The following is an 18233-nucleotide window of genomic DNA, read 5'->3' on the forward strand; positions in this document are numbered from 1 at the left end:
ATTTCCCCGCTCAGCAGGCAGATACGGAAGTCGGTAAACAGGTTTTCGCCGGTATCGACGGAATGCTGAATAATTTCTTCTGTGCGTGGGCGGTCATCCGGGTGCACCATGGCTGTAATGGCGCGGCCATTGATGGATGTGGTTTCCGGTGGCAGGCCGTAAATGCGGCACATCTGTTCGTCCAGTCCAACGGTGTCGGTTTCCGGATAATATTCCCAGATGCCGATCTGCGCAGAATCTTTGGCCAGCTGCATACGGCGGTTAATTTCTTCCAGCCGTTCTTCTGCTTCTTTACGCTCAGTGATGTCAACGTGGGTACCTGTCATGCGCAGGGCACGGTGATTTTCATCCCATTCCACGACCCGGCCGGTATCCATTACCCAGACCCAATGGCCGTCTTTATGACGCATGCGGAATTCAAGTTCGTAACGGTCGATTTCCCCACGCCAGTGAGCGAACAGCATGTCTTCCGATTTTTTGAGATCATCCGGATGAACGAATCTGAGCCAGGTATCGATCCCGGCCGGGGTCAGCTCTTTGAGGGTATAGCCAAGAATTTCTGCCCAACGTTCGTTGAATACGGCGCTGCCATCCGTAATGTTCCAGTCCCAGAGGCCCACAGAGGTAGATTCAACGATGAGGTTAAAGCGTTCATTCTGCTCGTTGGCGATTTTTTCCGCGCGGACCCGGGCATCGATATCACGCATGGAGCCGTTCAGGCGGATGCATTTTCCTTCGCGGAAATCTGCGCTGCCCTGCATAGCGACCCAGATTTCCTGGCCATTTGCCGTGATCATTAATCCGGTTTCTTCCCAGGCGTCACCTTTCTCTGCACATTGTTGAATCAGCTCGATGATTCTGTCGCGATATTTGCCCGCTTTATGGAAGGATATGGCTTTTTCCCGGTCGATTACGGTGTCCCGCGGTAAACCGAGGATTTCATACATCATGGGCGACCAGTACACAGTCTGATCTGTCATATCCATTGACCACACGCCAATACGGCCGATCTCGCTCATGCGTTCCAGCAATATCTGTTGCTGATTGATATCTTCCTGTTTGCGGGCGTTTTCCCGTTCGTTACTGATCCACTTGGTGATCAGTTCAATAAGGTTTTTATCGTGTTCGGTAAAGGGCCTGCGGCGCGGACGCGTGCCGATGAAGCTGACAAAGGATTCACTGCCAGGCTGCTTTGCGATCATGCCGATGGCTGATTTAATTTTGCGGCCCGGCAAAAATGGCAGATGCAGAGCTTCAGACTCTGAACGCTCCTCGTACATCAGCGCTTCACGCTTATTGATATCCGGTTTAAGCAGACAGGCGGATGCGTCGAATACGCTGCCAGGGACGATTTCGTTGCCGGGGCTGACGGCGTAATGGATGATCTGATCATTGCCGCTCTTTTCTGACACAAAACCATAGGGTGCTTCAAAAATGCGGCAGCCAAGCTTCAGAATGCGGTTAACTTTGGCATCAACGGAGTCGTTGGATGAGGAAATATCATTCAGCTGCTGCAGTACTTCAAACATGCGGCGCTGTTCTGTGATGTCGGTACGGATGGCAATGTAGTGACTGCCGTCGGCGTCATTCACCGGCACGATGGTGGTATTTACCCAGTAAATATGGCCATCTTTGGCGCGGTTACAGAAGTCCCCGTGCCACACTTTGCCATTTTTTAACGTGTTATACATGACTGAGTAATAGGCTTCGTCATGGAAGCCGGACTTCAGCAGACGGTGGTTATTGCCTATCAGCTCCTCCGGTTCGTATCCACTGATGTCACAAAAACGCTGGTTCACGTAGGTGATGGTTCCGAACTTATCGGTGATTGCCACAATGGCATGCTGATCCAGTGCGAACTTCTGGTCCTGCAATGCGTGCAGGGCTTTCTGGGTCTGGTAGTGGCTCTCTTCAAGAGACTGATTCAGAGCCTGACGGGTCTGTGTCATGTGCATCAGACTTTCCGCCAGCTGATTGATTTCACGGATACTGGTGGTCGGTAACTCCTCACGGTGAATGCTCATTGAATGGTTGCGGGTGACACGGCGGATCAGTCCGTTAAGCTGCACCATGGGCGATGACAGATAACGTGCGGTAAGAACTGCAGCAATGAACACCATGATGGCAAGAATGCTGCCGACCAGAATCAGGTTGGGCAGAACATTGTCCAGAGCACTTTTCAGGGTAGAAACCGGCAGTTCACTGACGATATACCAGTTCTGTCCCGGCAGGCTTACTTCGTGTGCGACCCCAAGAACATCAATACCATCCGGCGCCTGATAAAAATTTACTTTGCCCAGCTGATGCGGCGTCAGAGTAAATTTCTGTTGGCTGCTGATCGACGAGCCGAAGGTGACCGTTGTGCCAAATGACGCTGTCATCGTCCGTCCGCGGCGGTCAAGCAGGTAGTAACGGTTGGTGTCCAGCTCGGCTTTTTTGGTCAGCTCCTGCAAACGCTCAGTATTCAGCTGAAACACCAGAACACCGGCCAGCGTATCCTGATCTGTCAGTGGGGAACTGATCCATAAGCTGCTTTGGCCGGCGGACGGCGGGTAGGGTTCAATTTCGGAGATGGCCTGAGATTCAGTGGTCAGGGTGTGTTGTACGATTTCCCCCAGACGGCTGTCAGCATAAGGACCATCCAGCAGGCTGGTGCCGAGGTCGTTCTCTTCAGTGGCGCTGTACAGTATGTTACCAGCCGGATCGACCAGCATAATGTCGTACAGATCTTTGTATGTGCCGGTCAGTTTCCGGATGTCGTTCTGATAGGGCTCAATCAGACTGCGCCATGGGGCGCTGAGCACATAGTTTTGCGGTGGTTTTGATGAGGACTTCAGCGCTGCCGACAGTTTTTGAATCAGCGCAGTAAAGTGACCGCGCTCACTGTGGTAGCTGATGTCCATCAGTCTGTGCTTCAGCCAGGTATCCAGAGCCTGCCGTTCGATCTGAGAGGCATTGGTCAGCTGGATCTCTGACAGTTTGTAGAGGTTGGTCTCACTGTCACGCAGAATCTGAGCGGCCAGCAGTATGAGCGGCACCAGTGCCACAATCAGCATGGGGATGAAGATGCGTACACGCAGGGAGCGTTCTCTGGCTTTGTTCGATGTTGCTGAATAGGGGCCTGATGCTTGAGGGGTCATACTGTACTTCCGCTGATACCTGCATTCAGCTTAGCAGCAGATGGCGGTTATGACAGATAAGTCAGGCGGGTTTGACGACCTGCGTCATGACCGTCGCAATCGCATGAGGGCAGGGCTGCAGTTTACAGCAATACCACAGTGTCAGTGGTTCGCATGTACTGAAAAGTCAGGCGCTCAGATCCGGGAATCCGGCTACTTATCAGTGACGATGTAGGGCTCTGTTCTGCTTTCGTCCCACTGGGCATCCAGCTCGGGTGCCCGCTCTGCACGCAGTGCAACCCAGGCGGAGACGTCTTCACGCCATTCTTCCACCGGACGGATCATAGGGGCAGCCATGGTTTTGGCTTCGGTACCGCGGCTGGCGTAGACCAGAATATCGTTAACTTTGTAGGCTCTGAGACGCATAGTCATTGTTCAGTTGATGATATCGGGCGCTGTTATAGCAGAAAGCAGCGCCGGGGTCATCGCCCCGGTCGCTGGTCATTGCGGTGTTATTGCTGGGTCTCTAGCCAGTCTCTGAAACGCTGACGGTCTTCCGGTGTGGATGCCTGCCACAGAGCCTGCAGAGATTCGACCACATCGGTATCAGCAGCGGTGGTAATCACCGGACCTTTGATTTCGTGGCCTTTTACTTCACCTTTGGCCGACGCCAGGCGCACGTCCGGCGCCAGTACCCATTGCTGTGCTTCACGGCGGCTTTGCGGCGTGGTCAGATCAATACGGTATTCGGTACCGGCGGCAAAATCGCTGCGGATTTCGATGGCCTCGGATTTGATGATGTAGCCAGATTCATCCATGGTGTTCCAGTTTTCCACATATTGCACCAGCAGAGTATGAATACCGGGTGCCATGCGCACGTGGTAGTTACCACGATACAGTGACGGTGCATTCACTTCCCGGGTATCCACAGCAATCACTTTAATGCTGGAGGGGACTGTGACTTTTACCTCGCCGGAACCCACATCGACAGGCTTTTGTTCAAAGACACTGCAGCCGGTGGCAAACAAGGCGGAAAAAACGCATAAAAATAAAAAACGCAAAGAAGAATAACGAGTCATACGGGACTCCAGAAATACTCGCCGGAAAGAAAAAAGCCCGCCCAGTGGGCGGGCTCTGGTCATCATATCAGACCAGACATCCTGTAGCGCCGAAGGAACCCGGCGCGCTCAGGATGTCGGAGGTGACGTCTGAGAAATCAGAAGTCGTAACGTACACCCAGCTGAGTTTCAGACATAGTGCTGGAGAACTCATTGCCGGCAGCAGAAGTCGCTACACGGGTGTCATCCATGTCCAGTGCTTCGTAAGAAGCCCATACACGGTAGTTTTTCGCCAGGAAGCGCACGTACTCAACTTTGTAAGAGTAAGTGTCGCCATCGATATCACCGCTGCAGCTGTCCAGCGCTACACGGCCATGAACCATGTTGCTGCCGAATTTGTAGCCAGCGTAGATGCCCTGATCCGCTACGTTAGAACCAGTACAGCTTGTAACACCACGGCCACCGTCGTTACCGGTTACAACAACGTTACCGGAGAAGTTGCCGTAAGCGTCCATGTCTTTGGATGCCTGGTGGTAGTATGCAGACAGAGCAAATGCGTCAGTTACATCGTACCAAACGCGTGCGCCGTACATTTCACCAGTGTTATCGCCGGACTCATCTTTTACGTAAGCCAGTGCAACTTTGGCCGGGCCAAAGTTGTATTGACCACCGACAGAGTAATCGTCGATATCGTCGCCGTCCTGACCTTCAGTACGCATGGAAACACCCACACTGAAGTTTTCGCCGTTGTAGTAGTACTGAGTCAGATCGTCTTTACGGGTAGTACCCAGACGAACGGAATCGTTCGCATCAGAGAAGTATGGACCACGAACATATTTGTGCCACAGGGTAGTCTGGGAGCCGTAGTAAACTTCACCGAAAGCGCCTTTCAGACCAACGTAGCCCAGACGCAGGGTAGCCTGACCTTTCTGGTTCAGGGTTACGCCTTCGTCGTCTACCAGACCGTATTCGACAACACCAACGCCAGTTAAACCATTACCCAGATCAGTGCTGGCTTTTACGCCGATACGGCTGGCGTAATCGCGACCCTGCAGACCATCGTTTGGCACGCCAGCGTCGGCGTTGTCCAGACCGAGACGAATGCTACCGTAAAAATCTGTGGTAGTCGTTTCAGCATGTGCAGCGGCGGCGGCTACTACGGCCAGTGCCAAAGCGGATGGAATAGCTACAAATTTCATAAAGCTGTCCCGTGTGTTGTGTTTACAGTTTTTGGTTTTTTATAGTTCGTTAGATTTAATGGCAGCGTCGATCAGATCGGCACCGATTTCATCTTCGAACATTTTCCAGACGGGCTTCATTGAATTGATCCACTGCTGACGTTCTTCAGCAGAGATTTCAATGATTTCCGTTTTGCCGGAATCGATAATACGTTGACGGTCTTCCAGATCCTGTTTGGCCGCGATGTCGTTACCATAGGCAATGGCTTCGTCCATGGACTGCTTCAGGGTTTCACGGATGTCGTCTGGCAGGCCGTACCAGAATTCAGGGGAGGTCACTACCAGGTAGTCCAGCAGACCGTGATTGGTTTCAGTTACGTAACCCTGCACTTCAAAAAACTTGGAAGCGTAAGTGTTTGACCATGGACTTTCCTGACCGTCGATGGCACGGGTCTGCAGCAGGGTAAATACTTCAGAGAAAGGCTTTTTCAGCGGAATGGCGTGTACCGCTTCGTACTGTGCCTGCAGAACGTCAGAAGTCATGATGCGGAATTTTTTACCGGCAATGTCAGCTGGCACTCGGATAGGGTCGTTAGAAGACAGTTGCTTCATACCATTGTGCAGGTAACCCAGACCTACCAGCATTTTGCTGGTCATGGAGCTCAGCAGTTTCTGGCCTTCAGGACTTTTCTGGAAACGGTCAACCGCTGCCATGTCGTTGAACAGGAACGGCAGGTCGAACACCTGCAGCTGAGAGTTGTATTTCTGGAACTTAGACAGTGCCGGAGCAGCGATTTCTACGTCACCCAGTTGCAGAGCCTGCAGAACGGATGCGTCAGTGTACAGCTGGGAGTTAGGGTAAACCTTAACTTCCACTTTACCTGGCAGACGTGCTTCAGCCAGCTCTTTAAATTTCAGAGCCATCTGACCTTTCGGGGTGTTTTCTGCCACAACGTGGGACAGTTTGATTTCGATTGGGCGTGCTTCTGCGGTGAATGCTGCCAGCAGGGTAGCAGCGGCCATCAGTATGGTAGTCAGACCTTTCATCGTATTTCTCTCTCTTATTATGAGTTGAGGTTAATGTGCAGCTGCAGTTGAGCAAGCGGTGTGCCATGCTGCTGTGAACAAGGCCGATAAATTCGCCAACTCCCGGTTTTCCGGGGATTGCTTGCCGTGCTTTTCAGACCAAAGTCGCAGATCATGTCCTGATATACTCTCCGCAGCCGCTATCCAGAATAGGTCGCTATGGGTGGGATTCCACCCGCTGAAAATGAATGATGGGTGACTTTCGTCAAATCAGAAAACGACTACCGGTATTTCTGATATAAATAGCAACCACAGGCATCAGTGACACCGGTTCTGTTGCTGCAGACTGACTAATAAGTAATCCCGTGACATTCGGACAGGCTATTGAGCGCATGCAAAATACCGAAAACATTACAGCGCAGGCAACCACGGAAGACGCAACAGGCTTTTCAGTCAGAGCGACAATTCTGATTTGCATTTTATGGTTGGCCGGTTTTTTACTGGTGATGATGATCAGTTCTGAACAGCTGCGTGATGACGTTTTAGCCAGGCTGGAAGCGGGTGCCATGCAAATGCGTGAGACGATCAGTGCCGAACTTGGGCCTTATAAAAATATTGCCTCCGGTATTGCCCGCATGCGTACCGTAAAAGATGCATTAAATGGTAAGCAGGATGGCGAATCCCTGAAGCGTTTTTTACTGCGCGCCAATGAAGATATGAAAACCGAAGCCCTGATTGTTATTTCACCAAGTGGCTTTCCGGTGGCGGCCAGTAAGGATTTTGGCTTTGATTTTGAACACCGTGATTTCTCGTTCCGACCATATTTTCAGCAGGCCATGCTGGGTGAGCGTGGTCATTATTACGCCAGTGGATTTATTACCGGCGAGCGTGGGTATTTTTTTTCCGCACCGGTTTATGACAACGGCAATATCATCGGTGTGGTCGTTGTTAAGGCGAATCTGGAACCTATTCTTTACCGTATAAAAGAATACGCATCTGATTATATGGTTGTTGGTTACGACGGTGTTGTGTTTGCCGCTTCACGCGGGGAATGGGTGTACAACACGCTGTATCCGCTGGCTGAAACCCAGCGTCTGGCCATTCATGAATCCCGCCGTTATCCACGAACATCGCTGGTCAGTTTATCGACCGAATCCCTCGACAGTATTTTTCACAGTGATCAGGTGGTACTGAATTCCACCGGTTTAGCCAATCGCTATTTTGCCCGGCGTACGCGTTTACCCGATCTTGGCTGGCATATTTTTGCGCTGGTGCCATCCAGCGTTTTATTTCAGGACGTTGCTGTCTATCTGCTGTACTACACACTGGCTTTTGCCTTGCTCTTTCTGCTTTGGCTGTATCAGCGCAAACGTACAGAAGTACAGCGGCACGTAGCAGTACTGAATTCCGAACTGGAACGGCGCGTGGCACTGCTGACCAGCGAGCTGAAAGAATCCAATGAAGAGCTGCAGGAGCTGGTGGATCATTACCGTACGACGCAGGAACAGCTCACGGAAACCCGGGGGCAGCTGGTTCAGACCGCCAAGCTGGCCGTATTGGGGGAAATGTCAGCAGGTATTAATCATGAGCTGAGTCAGCCGCTGCTGGCGCTGAATACCTATATCGAAAACAGTCAGCGCCTGCTGGACAAAGGCCAGTATGAAAAAGTCAGTGCGAATCTGGGAGAGCTGCAGCAGGTGGTGGGCAACATGCGGGATATTGTGTCGCGTTTTAAAGTGTTTGCCCGCCGCACACCACCAGAGCCACGCCCGTTCGGTCTGCAGGAAGTACTTAGCGGTACACGGGTCATTATGACCCCATTATTGAAAAAGTCGGCGCTGGATTTCCGTATACGTCAGCAGCCGGATATTCCTGAATTGTTTGGTGATCCGGTGCAGGTGCAGCAAGTACTGGTGAACCTGGTCACCAACGCTGCCGATGCGCTGGAAGAAGAAGCCAACGGCTGGATCGCCATGGATATCCGCGCCGCGACAGACGAAGTGGAAATATTGGTTACAGACTCTGGCCCGGGAATTGCTGAAGAATTGCGCGACAAAATATTTGAGCCATTTTTTACCACCAAGGCAAGAGGTCTTGGCCTAGGGCTGGCGCTGTCGCGCCGCATTATTGAAACGTTGGGCGGTAGCCTCACTCTGAAGGAAACCGCTGCAGGTGGCACCTGCTTTGTACTGACATTACCTGTTTATAGACACGGAGAGACTGCATGACTCTGGTGCTGATCGTCGACGACGAAGAGAGTGTATGCCGGGCGCTGGCCCAGACACTGGAAATTGAGGATTTTGAAGTCCTGACGGCGACCAATGGCCGTGATGCACTGCGTCACATCGAATACAGCTGGCCGGGCATTGTAATTACCGATATCAACATGCCGGTGATGGATGGCATGGAGCTGCTGCGCGAAATACACACCATAGATCAGGACCTGCCGGTCACTATGCTTACGGGTCATGGCGATATTTCTGTGGCCGTGGACGCTATGCGCGCCGGTGCTTACGATTTTCTGGAAAAGCCATTTCCTACCGATCAGCTGCTGGAAGTCGTGCAGCGCGCCAGTGAAAAGCGCGCGCTGACACTGGAAAACCGTCGCCTGCGGCAGGAAGTGGAAGTGCAGTCACGCCCGGGGCCGCGGATCATAGGCAACCATGCAGAAATGAAAAAACTGCGCGGTACCCTGGATCACATCAAAGATACGCCGGCGGATGTGCTGATTCACGGTGAAACCGGTTGTGGTAAGGAACTGGTTGCGCGTTATCTGCATGCTCACAGTCAGCGTCACGAAGAGCCGTTTGTGGCCATTAACTGCGGTGCGATTCCGGAAAGTCTGATTGAAAGCGAGCTGTTCGGTCATCAGGCCGGTGCCTTTACCGGCGCCGGTAAAAAACGGGTGGGGAAATTCCAGCACGCCAATGGCGGTACTCTGTTTCTCGATGAAATCGAAAGTATGCCAATGGTGCTGCAGATCAAAATGCTGCGGGTGCTGGAAGAACGTAAGGTTGAACCGCTGGGTGGCAATGAGCAGATTCCACTGGATATTCGCGTAGTCGCGGCCACCAAAACCGATCTGAAAGAACTGAGTGAGAAGGGCGAATTCCGCCTCGATCTCTATTACCGTCTGAACGTGGTACAGGTGAATATTCCGCCGTTGCGCGAGCGCCGTGATGATATTCCACTGCTGTTTGAACACTTCCTGTGGGCGGCGTCCAACCGTTATGGGTCGGAAATGAAACCTTTAACCTCCGGCCAGCGCCAGGCGCTGCTTAGTCATGACTGGCCGGGCAACGTACGGGAGCTGCGCAACCTGGCAGAGTGTTTCGTTCTGTTGGGTGGCGAGCGGGCTTTTGAAAGCATGCTCAATGGCGATGGCTCGGCAGACAGTGGCCGTATTTCGCTGGCAGAACAGGTAGCCCGTTACGAAGAAACCCTGTTGCGTGAGGTTCTGACCCGTCATCAGGGACGCCTGAAAGAAGTTCAGGAAGAAATGATGCTGGGGCGTAAAACCCTGTATGAAAAAATGAAAAAATACGGTCTGGATAAGCAGGCCTTTAAACACATCGACTGATATTTTTATCAATCGATGGGCTTCCCCTTCCGGGAAACCGTCGCCCGACTGTTTCCCTAATTTCCTTTTCTTTTCGCTGTTGGGTGGAGATCCACCCAATGTTAACTAAGATTTTTCTGCTTACCCTCTGCGTCTTAACGTTAATTGTTACGCTGTCTTTTACTTTGGTCGTAGAAGCACTTTGTGTCTTCTGCGTGGTTACGCGGTTTACACACTTTTGTTGCGAAATTTTTCCTGAATAATCCGACGGTTATTGAAAATTGGCACCCGGATTGCTCTTAAGGCAGCTCAACAGGTTGCAAACTGTATGCTGATTTATTTCTCAGCGTCAGTTGCAATCTATGCCTGCTGCATTTGGGTCATGTACCCGGATCGACGCGGGCGGATACGTAACAGGTCTCGCTGCAATTAGTGAGAGGCCCTAATACAACAATAACGGTGGCTTACCATGATCAGAAAAATAAACCGGCTGGAGGACATTATCATCGGCAAATTGCTGGTGGTTGTGACACTTATCGTGTTCGCAGAAGTCATAGCCCGCTTTGTCTTCAATACAGGGATTCATTGGGCGCAGGAAGCGACACTTTTGCTCAGTGCCTGGATGGTGCTGCTGGGATGCGCATGGGCCGTGCGCGAAAAATCTCATATCTGTGTCGACGCTATGCTCGACCGTCTGCCAACGGGTATCCGCCGTTACGTGGTACTGTTTTCTATTGGTGTCGCTCTGGTGTACGCCGGGATGTTTGGTTACAGCTCGTGGATTTATGTTTCCAAGCTGAAAATGATCGGCATTCCGCTGGAAGATATTGATCTTCCTAAATGGGTAGCGACATCCGGTCTGCTGTTTGGCTTCGGTATGCTGACGATTCGTCTGCTGGAGCTGGCGTGGGAAGTGTGGAAGGGCGATGCCGACAGTTTCCATAAACACCGCGAAGTAGACTTTGACGAAAAAGAACTCAGTGAAGATAAAGGAGGTAACGCGTAATGGTGGCCCTGACTTTATTCCTGCTGTTGTTCCTGTGTATGGCGATCGGTCTGCCGATTGCGTTTGCACTGGGTTTCTCATCGATCACTGCCATCCTGTTGTTTACCAACGACTCCATGGCATCGATTTCTCTGAAACTGTTTGAAGCGGTTTCTGAGCATTACACTCTGCTGGCGATTCCGTTCTTTATTCTGTCGTCTGCCTTCCTGTCATCCGGTGGTGTTGCCCGCCGTATGATTGATTTTGCCGTTGCCTGTATTGGCCACGTGCGTGGCGGTCTGGCTATGGCCTCGGTTCTGGCCTGTATGCTGTTTGCTGCTGTTTCCGGTTCGTCTCCGGCGACCGTGGCAGCGGTTGGCTCTATCGTTCTGGCCGGTATGGTGCGTGCGGGTTACCCGCTGTCCTTTGCTGCCGGTGCGGTATCGACTGCCGGTACTCTGGGTATTCTGATTCCGCCATCCATTGTGATGCTGGTTTACTCTGCCGCGACCGAAGTGTCTGCCAGCCGTATGTTTATGGCCGGTTTTGTACCAGGCATTCTGATCGGTCTGATTCTGATGGTGACCATTTATATCGTTGCCCGTCGTAAGAATCTGCCGGCTGAGCCATTTGCTGGTCTGGGTAAAATTCTGAGCACAGGCTTTGCTGCATCGGGTGGTCTGCTGCTGATTATTCTGGTTCTGGGTACTATTTATGGTGGTGTTGCCAGCCCGACTGAAGCAGCGGCTGTGGCTGCAGTGTATGGCTTCTTTGTAGCCATGTGGGGTTACCGCGATGTGGGTCCATTAAAAGGTCAGCCATGGCGTAAAGAAGGTGAGAACCTGGTTGCTGCGACTGTACGTAATATCGTGTTGCTGTTCAGCGGTACTGTGCGCTCCGTGTACAACCCGGAAATCGCCAATATCGTCCGCGAAGCGGCCCGTGTCAGTGTGACTCTGCTGTTTATTATTGCCAACGCCATGCTGTTTGCTCACGTGCTGACGTCAGAACAGATTCCGCACTCACTGGCCTCCACCATTGTGGAATGGGGTCTGCCAGCCTGGGGCTTCCTGATCGTGATGAACATTCTGCTGCTTATGGCCGGTAACTTTATGGAGCCGTCTGCCATTCTGCTGATCATGGCGCCGATTCTGTTGCCAATTGCTATGCAGCTGGGTATTGATCCGATTCACCTCGGTATCATCATGGTCGTGAACATGGAACTGGGTATGCTGACACCGCCGGTGGGGCTGAACCTGTTCGTAACCGCGGGTATTACAGGTAAGAGCATTGGCTGGGCCATCAAAGCCTGTCTGCCATGGCTGCTGCTGATGTTGGTGTGTCTGGTGGTCATTACCTTTGTGCCGCAGATCAGTCTGTGGCTGCCGGAATACCTGGATTCCATTAAGTAAGCTTCATGCAAGCTATAAGAGTGTTAAGCAGCTGCACTGCAGCTGCTTAACACTTAAGAATTTCACTCTTGCTGGAACGGATGCCAGCCAAGGCTTTGTCCCAGACAAAGCCGATCACTCTCCTTGTTCATCGTCCTCTGCTGAAGGATCGGGCGATGTGACAGATCTTGCCGGCCTCTGTTTCATACCTTTGTTTCATGCCGGTTTTTTTATGCCTGCTGTTTTTTGCTGGCAGTTACCTGATGTTAAATTTTATTCGCGGTGAAAGGGCGTAAGTTCTGAGGCATCGCCAAAGTAGGCTTCCACGTGCTCCTGTTCCTGCTGAGCAAATTCCTTGATGGCCTGCTGGAACTCCGGCTGTCGCAGCTGGTGAAAGCTGTGGGTGAAAACCGGCTCAAATCCCCGGCTGATTTTATGTTCGCCCTGAGTGCCGGGGTCAAAGCGTTTAAGATTATTTTCGATACAGAATTCAATGCCCTGGTAATAGCAGGTTTCAAAGTGCAGGGCGTCGAATTCCACCGTGCAGCCCCAGTAACGGCCGTACAGGGTTTCGCTGTCGTAAAAGTAAAGTGCAGCAGCGACAGGCTGCTTCTGCTCATGCCCAGAGCTCTGATGAAAGGCGCTGACCAGCAGGATTTTGTCGGCCATGGTGGCCAGTAACTGGCGGAAAAATGCGCGGTTTAAATAAGGTGTTGATGCCCGTTGCCGGTAGGTGTTGCGGTAACAGCGGTAGAAGAACTCAATATCCTCTTCGCTGATCTGCTCACCGGTTTTACGCTCCAGCGTCAGCCCCTGTTCGGCAATGCGTTTACGCTCTTTGCGTACCGATTTACGTTTGCGGCTGACAAAATGCTCCAGGTAGTGATCGAAGCTGGTGTAGTCGCGGTTAAACCAATGAAACTGGCAGCCTGTGCGTTTAACCAGATTGGGTTGAGCGGCAAGTTCTGAGGTGGTTGCCGGATCGGTAAAATTCAGGTGCCAGCCGGACATTTCCTGCTGATTAATGTATTCCTGCACCCAGCTGGCGGCTTTCAACAGATCCTGAGGCTGGCCAAGCAATCTTGGGCCGCTGGCCGGCGTGAAGGGCATGGCCCACAGCAGCTTGGGATAATATTCCAGACCGTAGCGATGGTAGGCATCGGCCCAGCTCCAGTCGAACACGTATTCGGCGTAACTGTGCTGTTTCAGGTAAGCAGGAACGATCAGGCTGTAGTTGTTGTCCGTCAGATAACAGGGTTGCCAGCCACTGGCGTGATCAGCAGCCGCACTGATGCAGCCTGAATCCTCCAGAGCGCTGAGAAAGCGATAATCAAGAAACGGGTAGCCTGCCGGTATGATGTCCTGATACAGAGCGTTCCACGCCGCTTCCGGTATGTCGTAAATGCTGTGACAGACCTCAAAATTACTCATATTGGTGCCCCGGTTTCACTGATTCTGCTGTCTTATGACCAAGGTAAAGACCAACTGAACACTACGTAAAAATGGTGACCCGGATCGTATCCCGGCCTATCATTGAAACAATACAGATGTAGCGGAGAGAATTATGTTCCAACTCGACGAGCGCTTACAGTCAGATACTACCTTTATTGGTCGCCTGCCATTGTGTCAGGTGTTACTGATGAACGACAGCCGTTATCCATGGGTCATTCTGGTACCGGCGCGCATAGACGCCAAAGAAATTTATCACCTGTCAGAAGATGACCGCATCCAGCTGATGAAAGAATCCAGCTGGGTTCTGGAAAAAATGGCTGATCATTTTTCCGCCAAATCCATGAACGTGGCTTCGCTGGGTAATGTCGTCGCACAGCTACACATTCACCATATCGCCCGTTATGCCGACGATCCTGCATGGCCTGGCCCGGTATGGGGACACAGCCCGGCGGTACCTTATACCTCAGAAGAACTGGAAGCCCGGGCACACGAACTGAAAAACTTACTGGGTGATCAGTTTGTCGCCGATATGGACGGCGAAGACGACGCAGAAAATCACATTTACTGGTAAGGAGACATCATGCAGGTTATCCGCCGATACATGCACAATGGCTTACGCAATTTTAATTATCTGATTGGTTGCGAAGAAACCCGTCAGGCCATTGCACTGGATCCGTTAGATGGTGAGCAGATGGTCGCCCTGGCAGAAGAGCAGGGGTATCAGATAAAACTTATCATCAATACCCACGAACATCATGACCACATTGGTGGCAACCCTGCAGTGCAGGCGGCCACCGGCGCACCTGTGTGGGCACATAAAAATGCCATGGGGAAAATCCCCAATCAGGCCCACGGTCTGGTGGCAGGCGATGTGGTGGAACTGGGCACTATCCGTCTGAAAGTGCTGTTTACGCCGGGCCACACGGCCGTGCATTTATGTCTGCTGGCTGACGCCTCAGAAACCGACTCTGTACCATTGCTGTTTTCCGGTGATACGTTATTTAACGCCTGTGCCGGTAACTGCCGCAACGGCGGTAATGTCGACGATATGTACGAAACTTTTGTGTCACAGCTGCAGCCGTTACCGGATGAAACCCTGCTGTATCCCGGCCATGACTATATGCAGAATAACCTGAACTTTGCCCGCACGCGCGAACCGGGTAATAGCATGGTCGGGTACTGGCTGGATCAGATTCAGGCTAACGAGCCGGATGAAATGCCGGTAATGACCCTGGGCCAGGAGCGGGAATACAATCCGTTTCTGCGTCTGCACAGTGATGAAGTGCGCCAGAATCTGAAGCAGGAATTTCCTGATCTGGGTGAAGGCGACCGTGACGTGTTCCGCGCGTTACGCAGCCTTCGCGATCAGTGGTAGCAGGCTGTATTATTTAAACAGAGCGGGCTGAATCGAACGTCAGCCCGGCTTCTGTTTCACCTGTTTTCTGTTCTTCTTGCCTTTCGTTCACTGGCTTTCTGCTTTTGCGCTTTTAGTTCTTCCTTCTGGCTTCCAGCCTTCCGTTCGTCCAGCATTTTTGTTCTTCCTGCTTTTGGATGGCGGCCAGCCAGTCTTTACAGCAGTTGTTTGATACGTGACTGTAAATGTGGAATCATCTCAGCTTCAAACCACGGATTCTTTTTCAGCCAGATCTGATTTCTTGGCGAAGGGTGGGGTAAAGCAAAATACTCTGGCGGGAAATCACGCCAGTTTTTCACCCGTTCCGTCAGGGTTTTAACATCGTCCTTCAGGTAATAGTTCTGCGCGTACTGGCCGATTAATAACGTCAGTTCTATATCCGGCATCTGCTCTTTTAAAGGCTGGTGCCACTGTGGCGCACATTCCGCGCGTGGCGGCAGATCGCCACTTTTGCCTTTGCCCGGGTAGCAAAATCCCATGGGCATGATGGCAATCCTGGAGGCATCATAAAATGTCTTATCATCAACCCCCATCCACTGACGCAGGCGTTTGCCACTGGCGTCATCCCAGGGGATACCGGAGGCATGTACTTTAGTCCCCGGCGCCTGACCAATAATCAGAATACGCGCTGTTTGGCTGATACGTACCACCGGGCGAGGGCCCAGCGGCAGGTGATCAGCACAGCAGGTGCATGTCTGTATTTCAGACAGTAGCGGGATAAGGTCGTTTGGCATCAACAGAGCTTAACTAAATTGCAGCCAATAAAAAACGGCCTGTTGCAGAGCAAGCAGGCCGTTTCTGAATAACTGACTGAGTCAGGCTTACATAGCCATGTCTTTCAGTTTTTTCAGAGGCAGAACTTTTACACGGGTAGAAGCAGGCTTGGCTGCAACATCCATGGTTTCACCAGGACGGAATGGGTTTGGCACGTTTTTACGGGCTTTCTGAGCTGGTTTCTTGATGGTCTTGATTTTCAGCAGACCTGGCAGGGTGAATTCACCAACAGCACGTTTTTTGATGTGACGCTCGATCAGTACAGACAGCTCGTCCATAACAGCGTTCACGTCTTTACGGGTCAGACCAGTGTTCTCAACAATCTCGTTAACGATCTGAGTCTTGGAGTACTTGTCAGAGATAGCTGTGGTTTTACGTGCTGGAGCAGCTTTGGCGGCAGCAGCTTTAGGGGCGGCTGCTTTTTTAGGAGCAGCTGCTTTCTTAGCTGGTGCTTTTGCTTTAGCGGCTGCTGTTGTTTTAGCCGGTGCTTTTTTAGCTGGGGCTTTCTTTGCTGCTACTGCTTTTTTGGCAGGTGCTTTACGTGCGGCCATATTTGGATCCTTATGATGGTAGTAGTTCCGGTCTGCTTATCTCGTGCGAGGGCTTCTGCTCCCTCTGAAATAAAAGGACCTGTCGATTTTTAAGTAAAAAAATACCACTGGCAAGCGTTTTACCCCTGTTTTTAGGGGTTTTTTGTAAAAAAAATGATTTAGGCATGAAATGACGGGCTGCACTCCGGGCTGCCCGCAGTTTTGGCTGGTTTTCGTACTGCCAGAGCCGACATTTGATTGGCAGATTACGCCAGTGAGGGCTGCTTCCGGCCGACAGGATTGGCGGATCATCTTGTGCAGAAGTGAGTGCGGATTGCAACCGCTGACGAGCAGCGACAATTGTCAGAACTCAATTTGCCGTGCAATGGCGACAGCAGGAGAGGGGCAAAGAGCCGGTTAAACGAGTCGAGCACCACACCTGGCGGAATAAGCAGACGGAACCGTCAGCTAACAGATCCGGCAAAGCGTTTGTCATACGCTGCCATTCCGCAGCGGCGTATCTCGTAAGGGCCTTCTGCGGACTCAGCAAAGACTCTGCTGGTGCGCGACATTCTGTTACTGAGCAGGCTGTGACAGACCAGGCAGTGACAGAGCAGGGGGAAGGCTTTGGATGCAGTTGATGGCTGTTTATGCCGTCTTTCTATGCCGTCATCGCCGCTTGGCTATCCCGTTACGGAATGGTTGCCTGTTAGCTGTTAAAGGGAATCAGGGGAGCACAGGTCAGGATGACATGCGCCGGGATGACAGATACCAGAGCTGTAGCTGTCACAGGTCCTTATCGCTTGAGGCCCCGCGCCGGACTGATTGCTGTCTGCCTGCAGATCTGTGCTCAGCTCCCGGTGTCGGGCAAGCGGTCATGAATTTGCTATGAAATTCACCATATCAGGGGTTTTGGGGGCTGGCTGAGGTATCGGATGGGCAGTGAAATCCGCTATACTACCCGCCTTTTTATATCCGGCCGTTTCTCAGCGGGCTTCTGTAACAGGAAGAGACTGAGCACAGGCCCTCAACGACAAGAGATGCAGGACCAGGCAATGCGCACGCACTATTGTGGTGATATCAACGAAACTCTGATCGATCAAACCGTAACCTTCTGTGGCTGGGTGCATCGTCGCCGTGACCACGGTGGCGTAATCTTCCTCGACGTCCGTGACCGTGAAGGTCTGGTTCAGGTGGTTTTTGACCCTGACACCGTCGATGCTTTCAATACCGCTGACAGCGTGCGTTCTGAGTTTGTGGTTCAGATCTCTGGTCGTGTACGTGGTCGTCCGGAAGGCACTACCAATCCGAACATGAAAACGGGTCTGATTGAGGTGCTGGGCAAGGAAATCACTATCCTGAACAAAGCTGCGACGCCTCCGTTCCCGCTGGATGGTTACAGCGATGTGGGCGAAGACGTGCGTCTGAAGTACCGTTACATGGATATGCGTCGTCCGGAAATGCAGGACAAGCTGCGCTTCCGCTCCAAAGTAACCACCGGCATCCGTAACTACATGGATGAGCACGGCTTCCTGGATATCGAAACTCCGATCCTGACCCGTGCTACGCCAGAAGGCGCCCGTGACTATCTGGTACCAAGCCGTACTCACGAAGGTTCTTTCTTCGCGCTGCCACAGTCGCCACAGCTGTTCAAACAGCTGCTGATGGTTTCCGGTTTCGACCGTTACTACCAGATCGCTAAATGTTTCCGCGATGAAGACCTGCGTGCCGACCGTCAGCCTGAGTT

Annotated in this window: 15 protein-coding genes; 7 read left to right on the forward strand and 8 right to left on the reverse strand. The window is 52.0% G+C overall.

Annotation, left to right across the window (positions count from 1 at the left end):
* The 5 genes from B2Z72_RS04150 to B2Z72_RS04170 all read right to left on the reverse strand — a co-directional run.
* Window positions 1–3140, reverse strand: a 3140-nt coding sequence (locus tag B2Z72_RS04150) for a PAS domain-containing protein (protein ID WP_297004230.1), incomplete at its 3' end; no start/stop codon positions are given.
* Between the two features lie 192 nt (window positions 3141–3332).
* Window positions 3333–3551: a hypothetical protein gene (locus tag B2Z72_RS04155; RefSeq protein WP_296984560.1), complete on the reverse strand. Its 219-nt coding sequence runs from the start codon at window positions 3549–3551 to the stop codon at window positions 3333–3335.
* Between the two features lie 80 nt (window positions 3552–3631).
* On the reverse strand, window positions 3632–4198 hold the full coding sequence (locus B2Z72_RS04160) for a DUF2057 family protein (RefSeq protein WP_296984559.1): 567 nt from the start codon (window positions 4196–4198) through the stop codon (window positions 3632–3634).
* Between the two features lie 137 nt (window positions 4199–4335).
* Window positions 4336–5376, reverse strand: a complete 1041-nt coding sequence (locus B2Z72_RS04165) for a porin (protein ID WP_296984557.1) — start codon at window positions 5374–5376, stop codon at window positions 4336–4338.
* Between the two features lie 39 nt (window positions 5377–5415).
* The gene (locus B2Z72_RS04170) at window positions 5416–6402 is read right to left on the reverse strand and encodes a TRAP transporter substrate-binding protein (protein WP_296984556.1); all 987 of its coding nucleotides are present in this window, start codon (window positions 6400–6402) and stop codon (window positions 5416–5418) included.
* A 485-nt stretch (window positions 6403–6887) separates the two neighbouring features.
* Here B2Z72_RS04170 and B2Z72_RS04175 point away from each other — a divergent pair, with 485 nt between their 5' ends.
* From B2Z72_RS04175 to B2Z72_RS04190, 4 genes are all read left to right on the forward strand, one after another.
* Complete coding sequence (locus tag B2Z72_RS04175) at window positions 6888–8609, forward strand: sensor histidine kinase (protein ID WP_296984555.1); 1722 nt, start codon at window positions 6888–6890, stop codon at window positions 8607–8609.
* Window positions 8606–9961 (forward strand): sigma-54-dependent transcriptional regulator, encoded by a 1356-nt coding sequence (locus B2Z72_RS04180; RefSeq protein WP_296984553.1) that lies wholly within the window; start codon window positions 8606–8608, stop codon window positions 9959–9961. The genes B2Z72_RS04175 and B2Z72_RS04180 overlap by 4 nt, the downstream gene beginning before the upstream one ends.
* Before the next feature lie 448 nt (window positions 9962–10409).
* Window positions 10410–10946: a TRAP transporter small permease gene (locus B2Z72_RS04185; protein ID WP_296984552.1), complete on the forward strand. Its 537-nt coding sequence runs from the start codon at window positions 10410–10412 to the stop codon at window positions 10944–10946.
* Window positions 10946–12337, forward strand: coding sequence for a TRAP transporter large permease (locus tag B2Z72_RS04190; RefSeq protein WP_296984550.1), 1392 nt, complete (start codon window positions 10946–10948; stop codon window positions 12335–12337). Before B2Z72_RS04185 ends, B2Z72_RS04190 begins: the two co-directional genes overlap by 1 nt.
* 252 nt (window positions 12338–12589) lie before the next feature.
* On the opposite strand, the gene B2Z72_RS04195 is transcribed toward B2Z72_RS04190, so the two are convergent.
* The gene (locus tag B2Z72_RS04195; protein ID WP_296984549.1) at window positions 12590–13747 is read right to left on the reverse strand and encodes a GNAT family N-acetyltransferase; all 1158 of its coding nucleotides are present in this window, start codon (window positions 13745–13747) and stop codon (window positions 12590–12592) included.
* 133 nt (window positions 13748–13880) lie between these two features.
* On the opposite strand from B2Z72_RS04195, the gene B2Z72_RS04200 reads away from it, so the two are divergent.
* Window positions 13881–14339, forward strand: coding sequence for an HIT domain-containing protein (locus B2Z72_RS04200; RefSeq protein ID WP_296984547.1), 459 nt, complete (start codon window positions 13881–13883; stop codon window positions 14337–14339).
* Window positions 14340–14348: 9 nt separating this feature from the next.
* Window positions 14349–15143 carry a hydroxyacylglutathione hydrolase gene (locus B2Z72_RS04205; protein ID WP_296984546.1) on the forward strand — a complete coding sequence of 265 codons (795 nt, stop codon included), beginning with the start codon at window positions 14349–14351 and terminating at the stop codon, window positions 15141–15143.
* Window positions 15144–15337: 194 nt separating this feature from the next.
* On the opposite strand, the gene B2Z72_RS04210 is transcribed toward B2Z72_RS04205, so the two are convergent.
* Window positions 15338–15832 (reverse strand): uracil-DNA glycosylase family protein, encoded by a 495-nt coding sequence (locus B2Z72_RS04210; protein ID WP_349676753.1) that lies wholly within the window; start codon window positions 15830–15832, stop codon window positions 15338–15340.
* Window positions 15833–16003: 171 nt separating this feature from the next.
* A complete protein-coding gene (locus B2Z72_RS19290) occupies window positions 16004–16318 on the reverse strand; it encodes an HU family DNA-binding protein (RefSeq protein ID WP_414716379.1) in 315 nt (104 codons plus the stop codon).
* Between the two features lie 1223 nt (window positions 16319–17541).
* On the opposite strand from B2Z72_RS19290, the gene B2Z72_RS04220 reads away from it, so the two are divergent.
* On the forward strand, window positions 17542–18233 hold a 692-nt coding region (locus B2Z72_RS04220; RefSeq protein ID WP_297004232.1), incomplete at its 3' end, for an amino acid--tRNA ligase-related protein.

It is taken from the genome of Thalassolituus sp. UBA6592 (assembly GCF_002433655.1).
GTDB lineage: Bacteria > Pseudomonadota > Gammaproteobacteria > Pseudomonadales > Oceanobacteraceae > Venatoribacter.

Bases quoted from the DNA above. Each gene is read 5' to 3' on its own strand.
- B2Z72_RS04155 (WP_296984560.1), bottom strand. From the start codon at position 3,551: ATGACTATGCGTCTCAGAGCCTACAAAGTTAACGATATTCTGGTCTAC.
- B2Z72_RS04160 (WP_296984559.1), bottom strand. From the start codon at position 4,198: ATGACTCGTTATTCTTCTTTGCGTTTTTTATTTTTATGCGTTTTTTCC.
- B2Z72_RS04165 (WP_296984557.1), bottom strand. From the start codon at position 5,376: ATGAAATTTGTAGCTATTCCATCCGCTTTGGCACTGGCCGTAGTAGCC.
- B2Z72_RS04170 (WP_296984556.1), bottom strand. From the start codon at position 6,402: ATGAAAGGTCTGACTACCATACTGATGGCCGCTGCTACCCTGCTGGCA.
- B2Z72_RS04175 (WP_296984555.1), top strand. From the start codon at position 6,888: ATGATGATCAGTTCTGAACAGCTGCGTGATGACGTTTTAGCCAGGCTG.
- B2Z72_RS04180 (WP_296984553.1), top strand. From the start codon at position 8,606: ATGACTCTGGTGCTGATCGTCGACGACGAAGAGAGTGTATGCCGGGCG.
- B2Z72_RS04185 (WP_296984552.1), top strand. From the start codon at position 10,410: ATGATCAGAAAAATAAACCGGCTGGAGGACATTATCATCGGCAAATTG.
- B2Z72_RS04190 (WP_296984550.1), top strand. From the start codon at position 10,946: ATGGTGGCCCTGACTTTATTCCTGCTGTTGTTCCTGTGTATGGCGATC.
- B2Z72_RS04195 (WP_296984549.1), bottom strand. From the start codon at position 13,747: ATGAGTAATTTTGAGGTCTGTCACAGCATTTACGACATACCGGAAGCG.
- B2Z72_RS04200 (WP_296984547.1), top strand. From the start codon at position 13,881: ATGTTCCAACTCGACGAGCGCTTACAGTCAGATACTACCTTTATTGGT.
- B2Z72_RS04205 (WP_296984546.1), top strand. From the start codon at position 14,349: ATGCAGGTTATCCGCCGATACATGCACAATGGCTTACGCAATTTTAAT.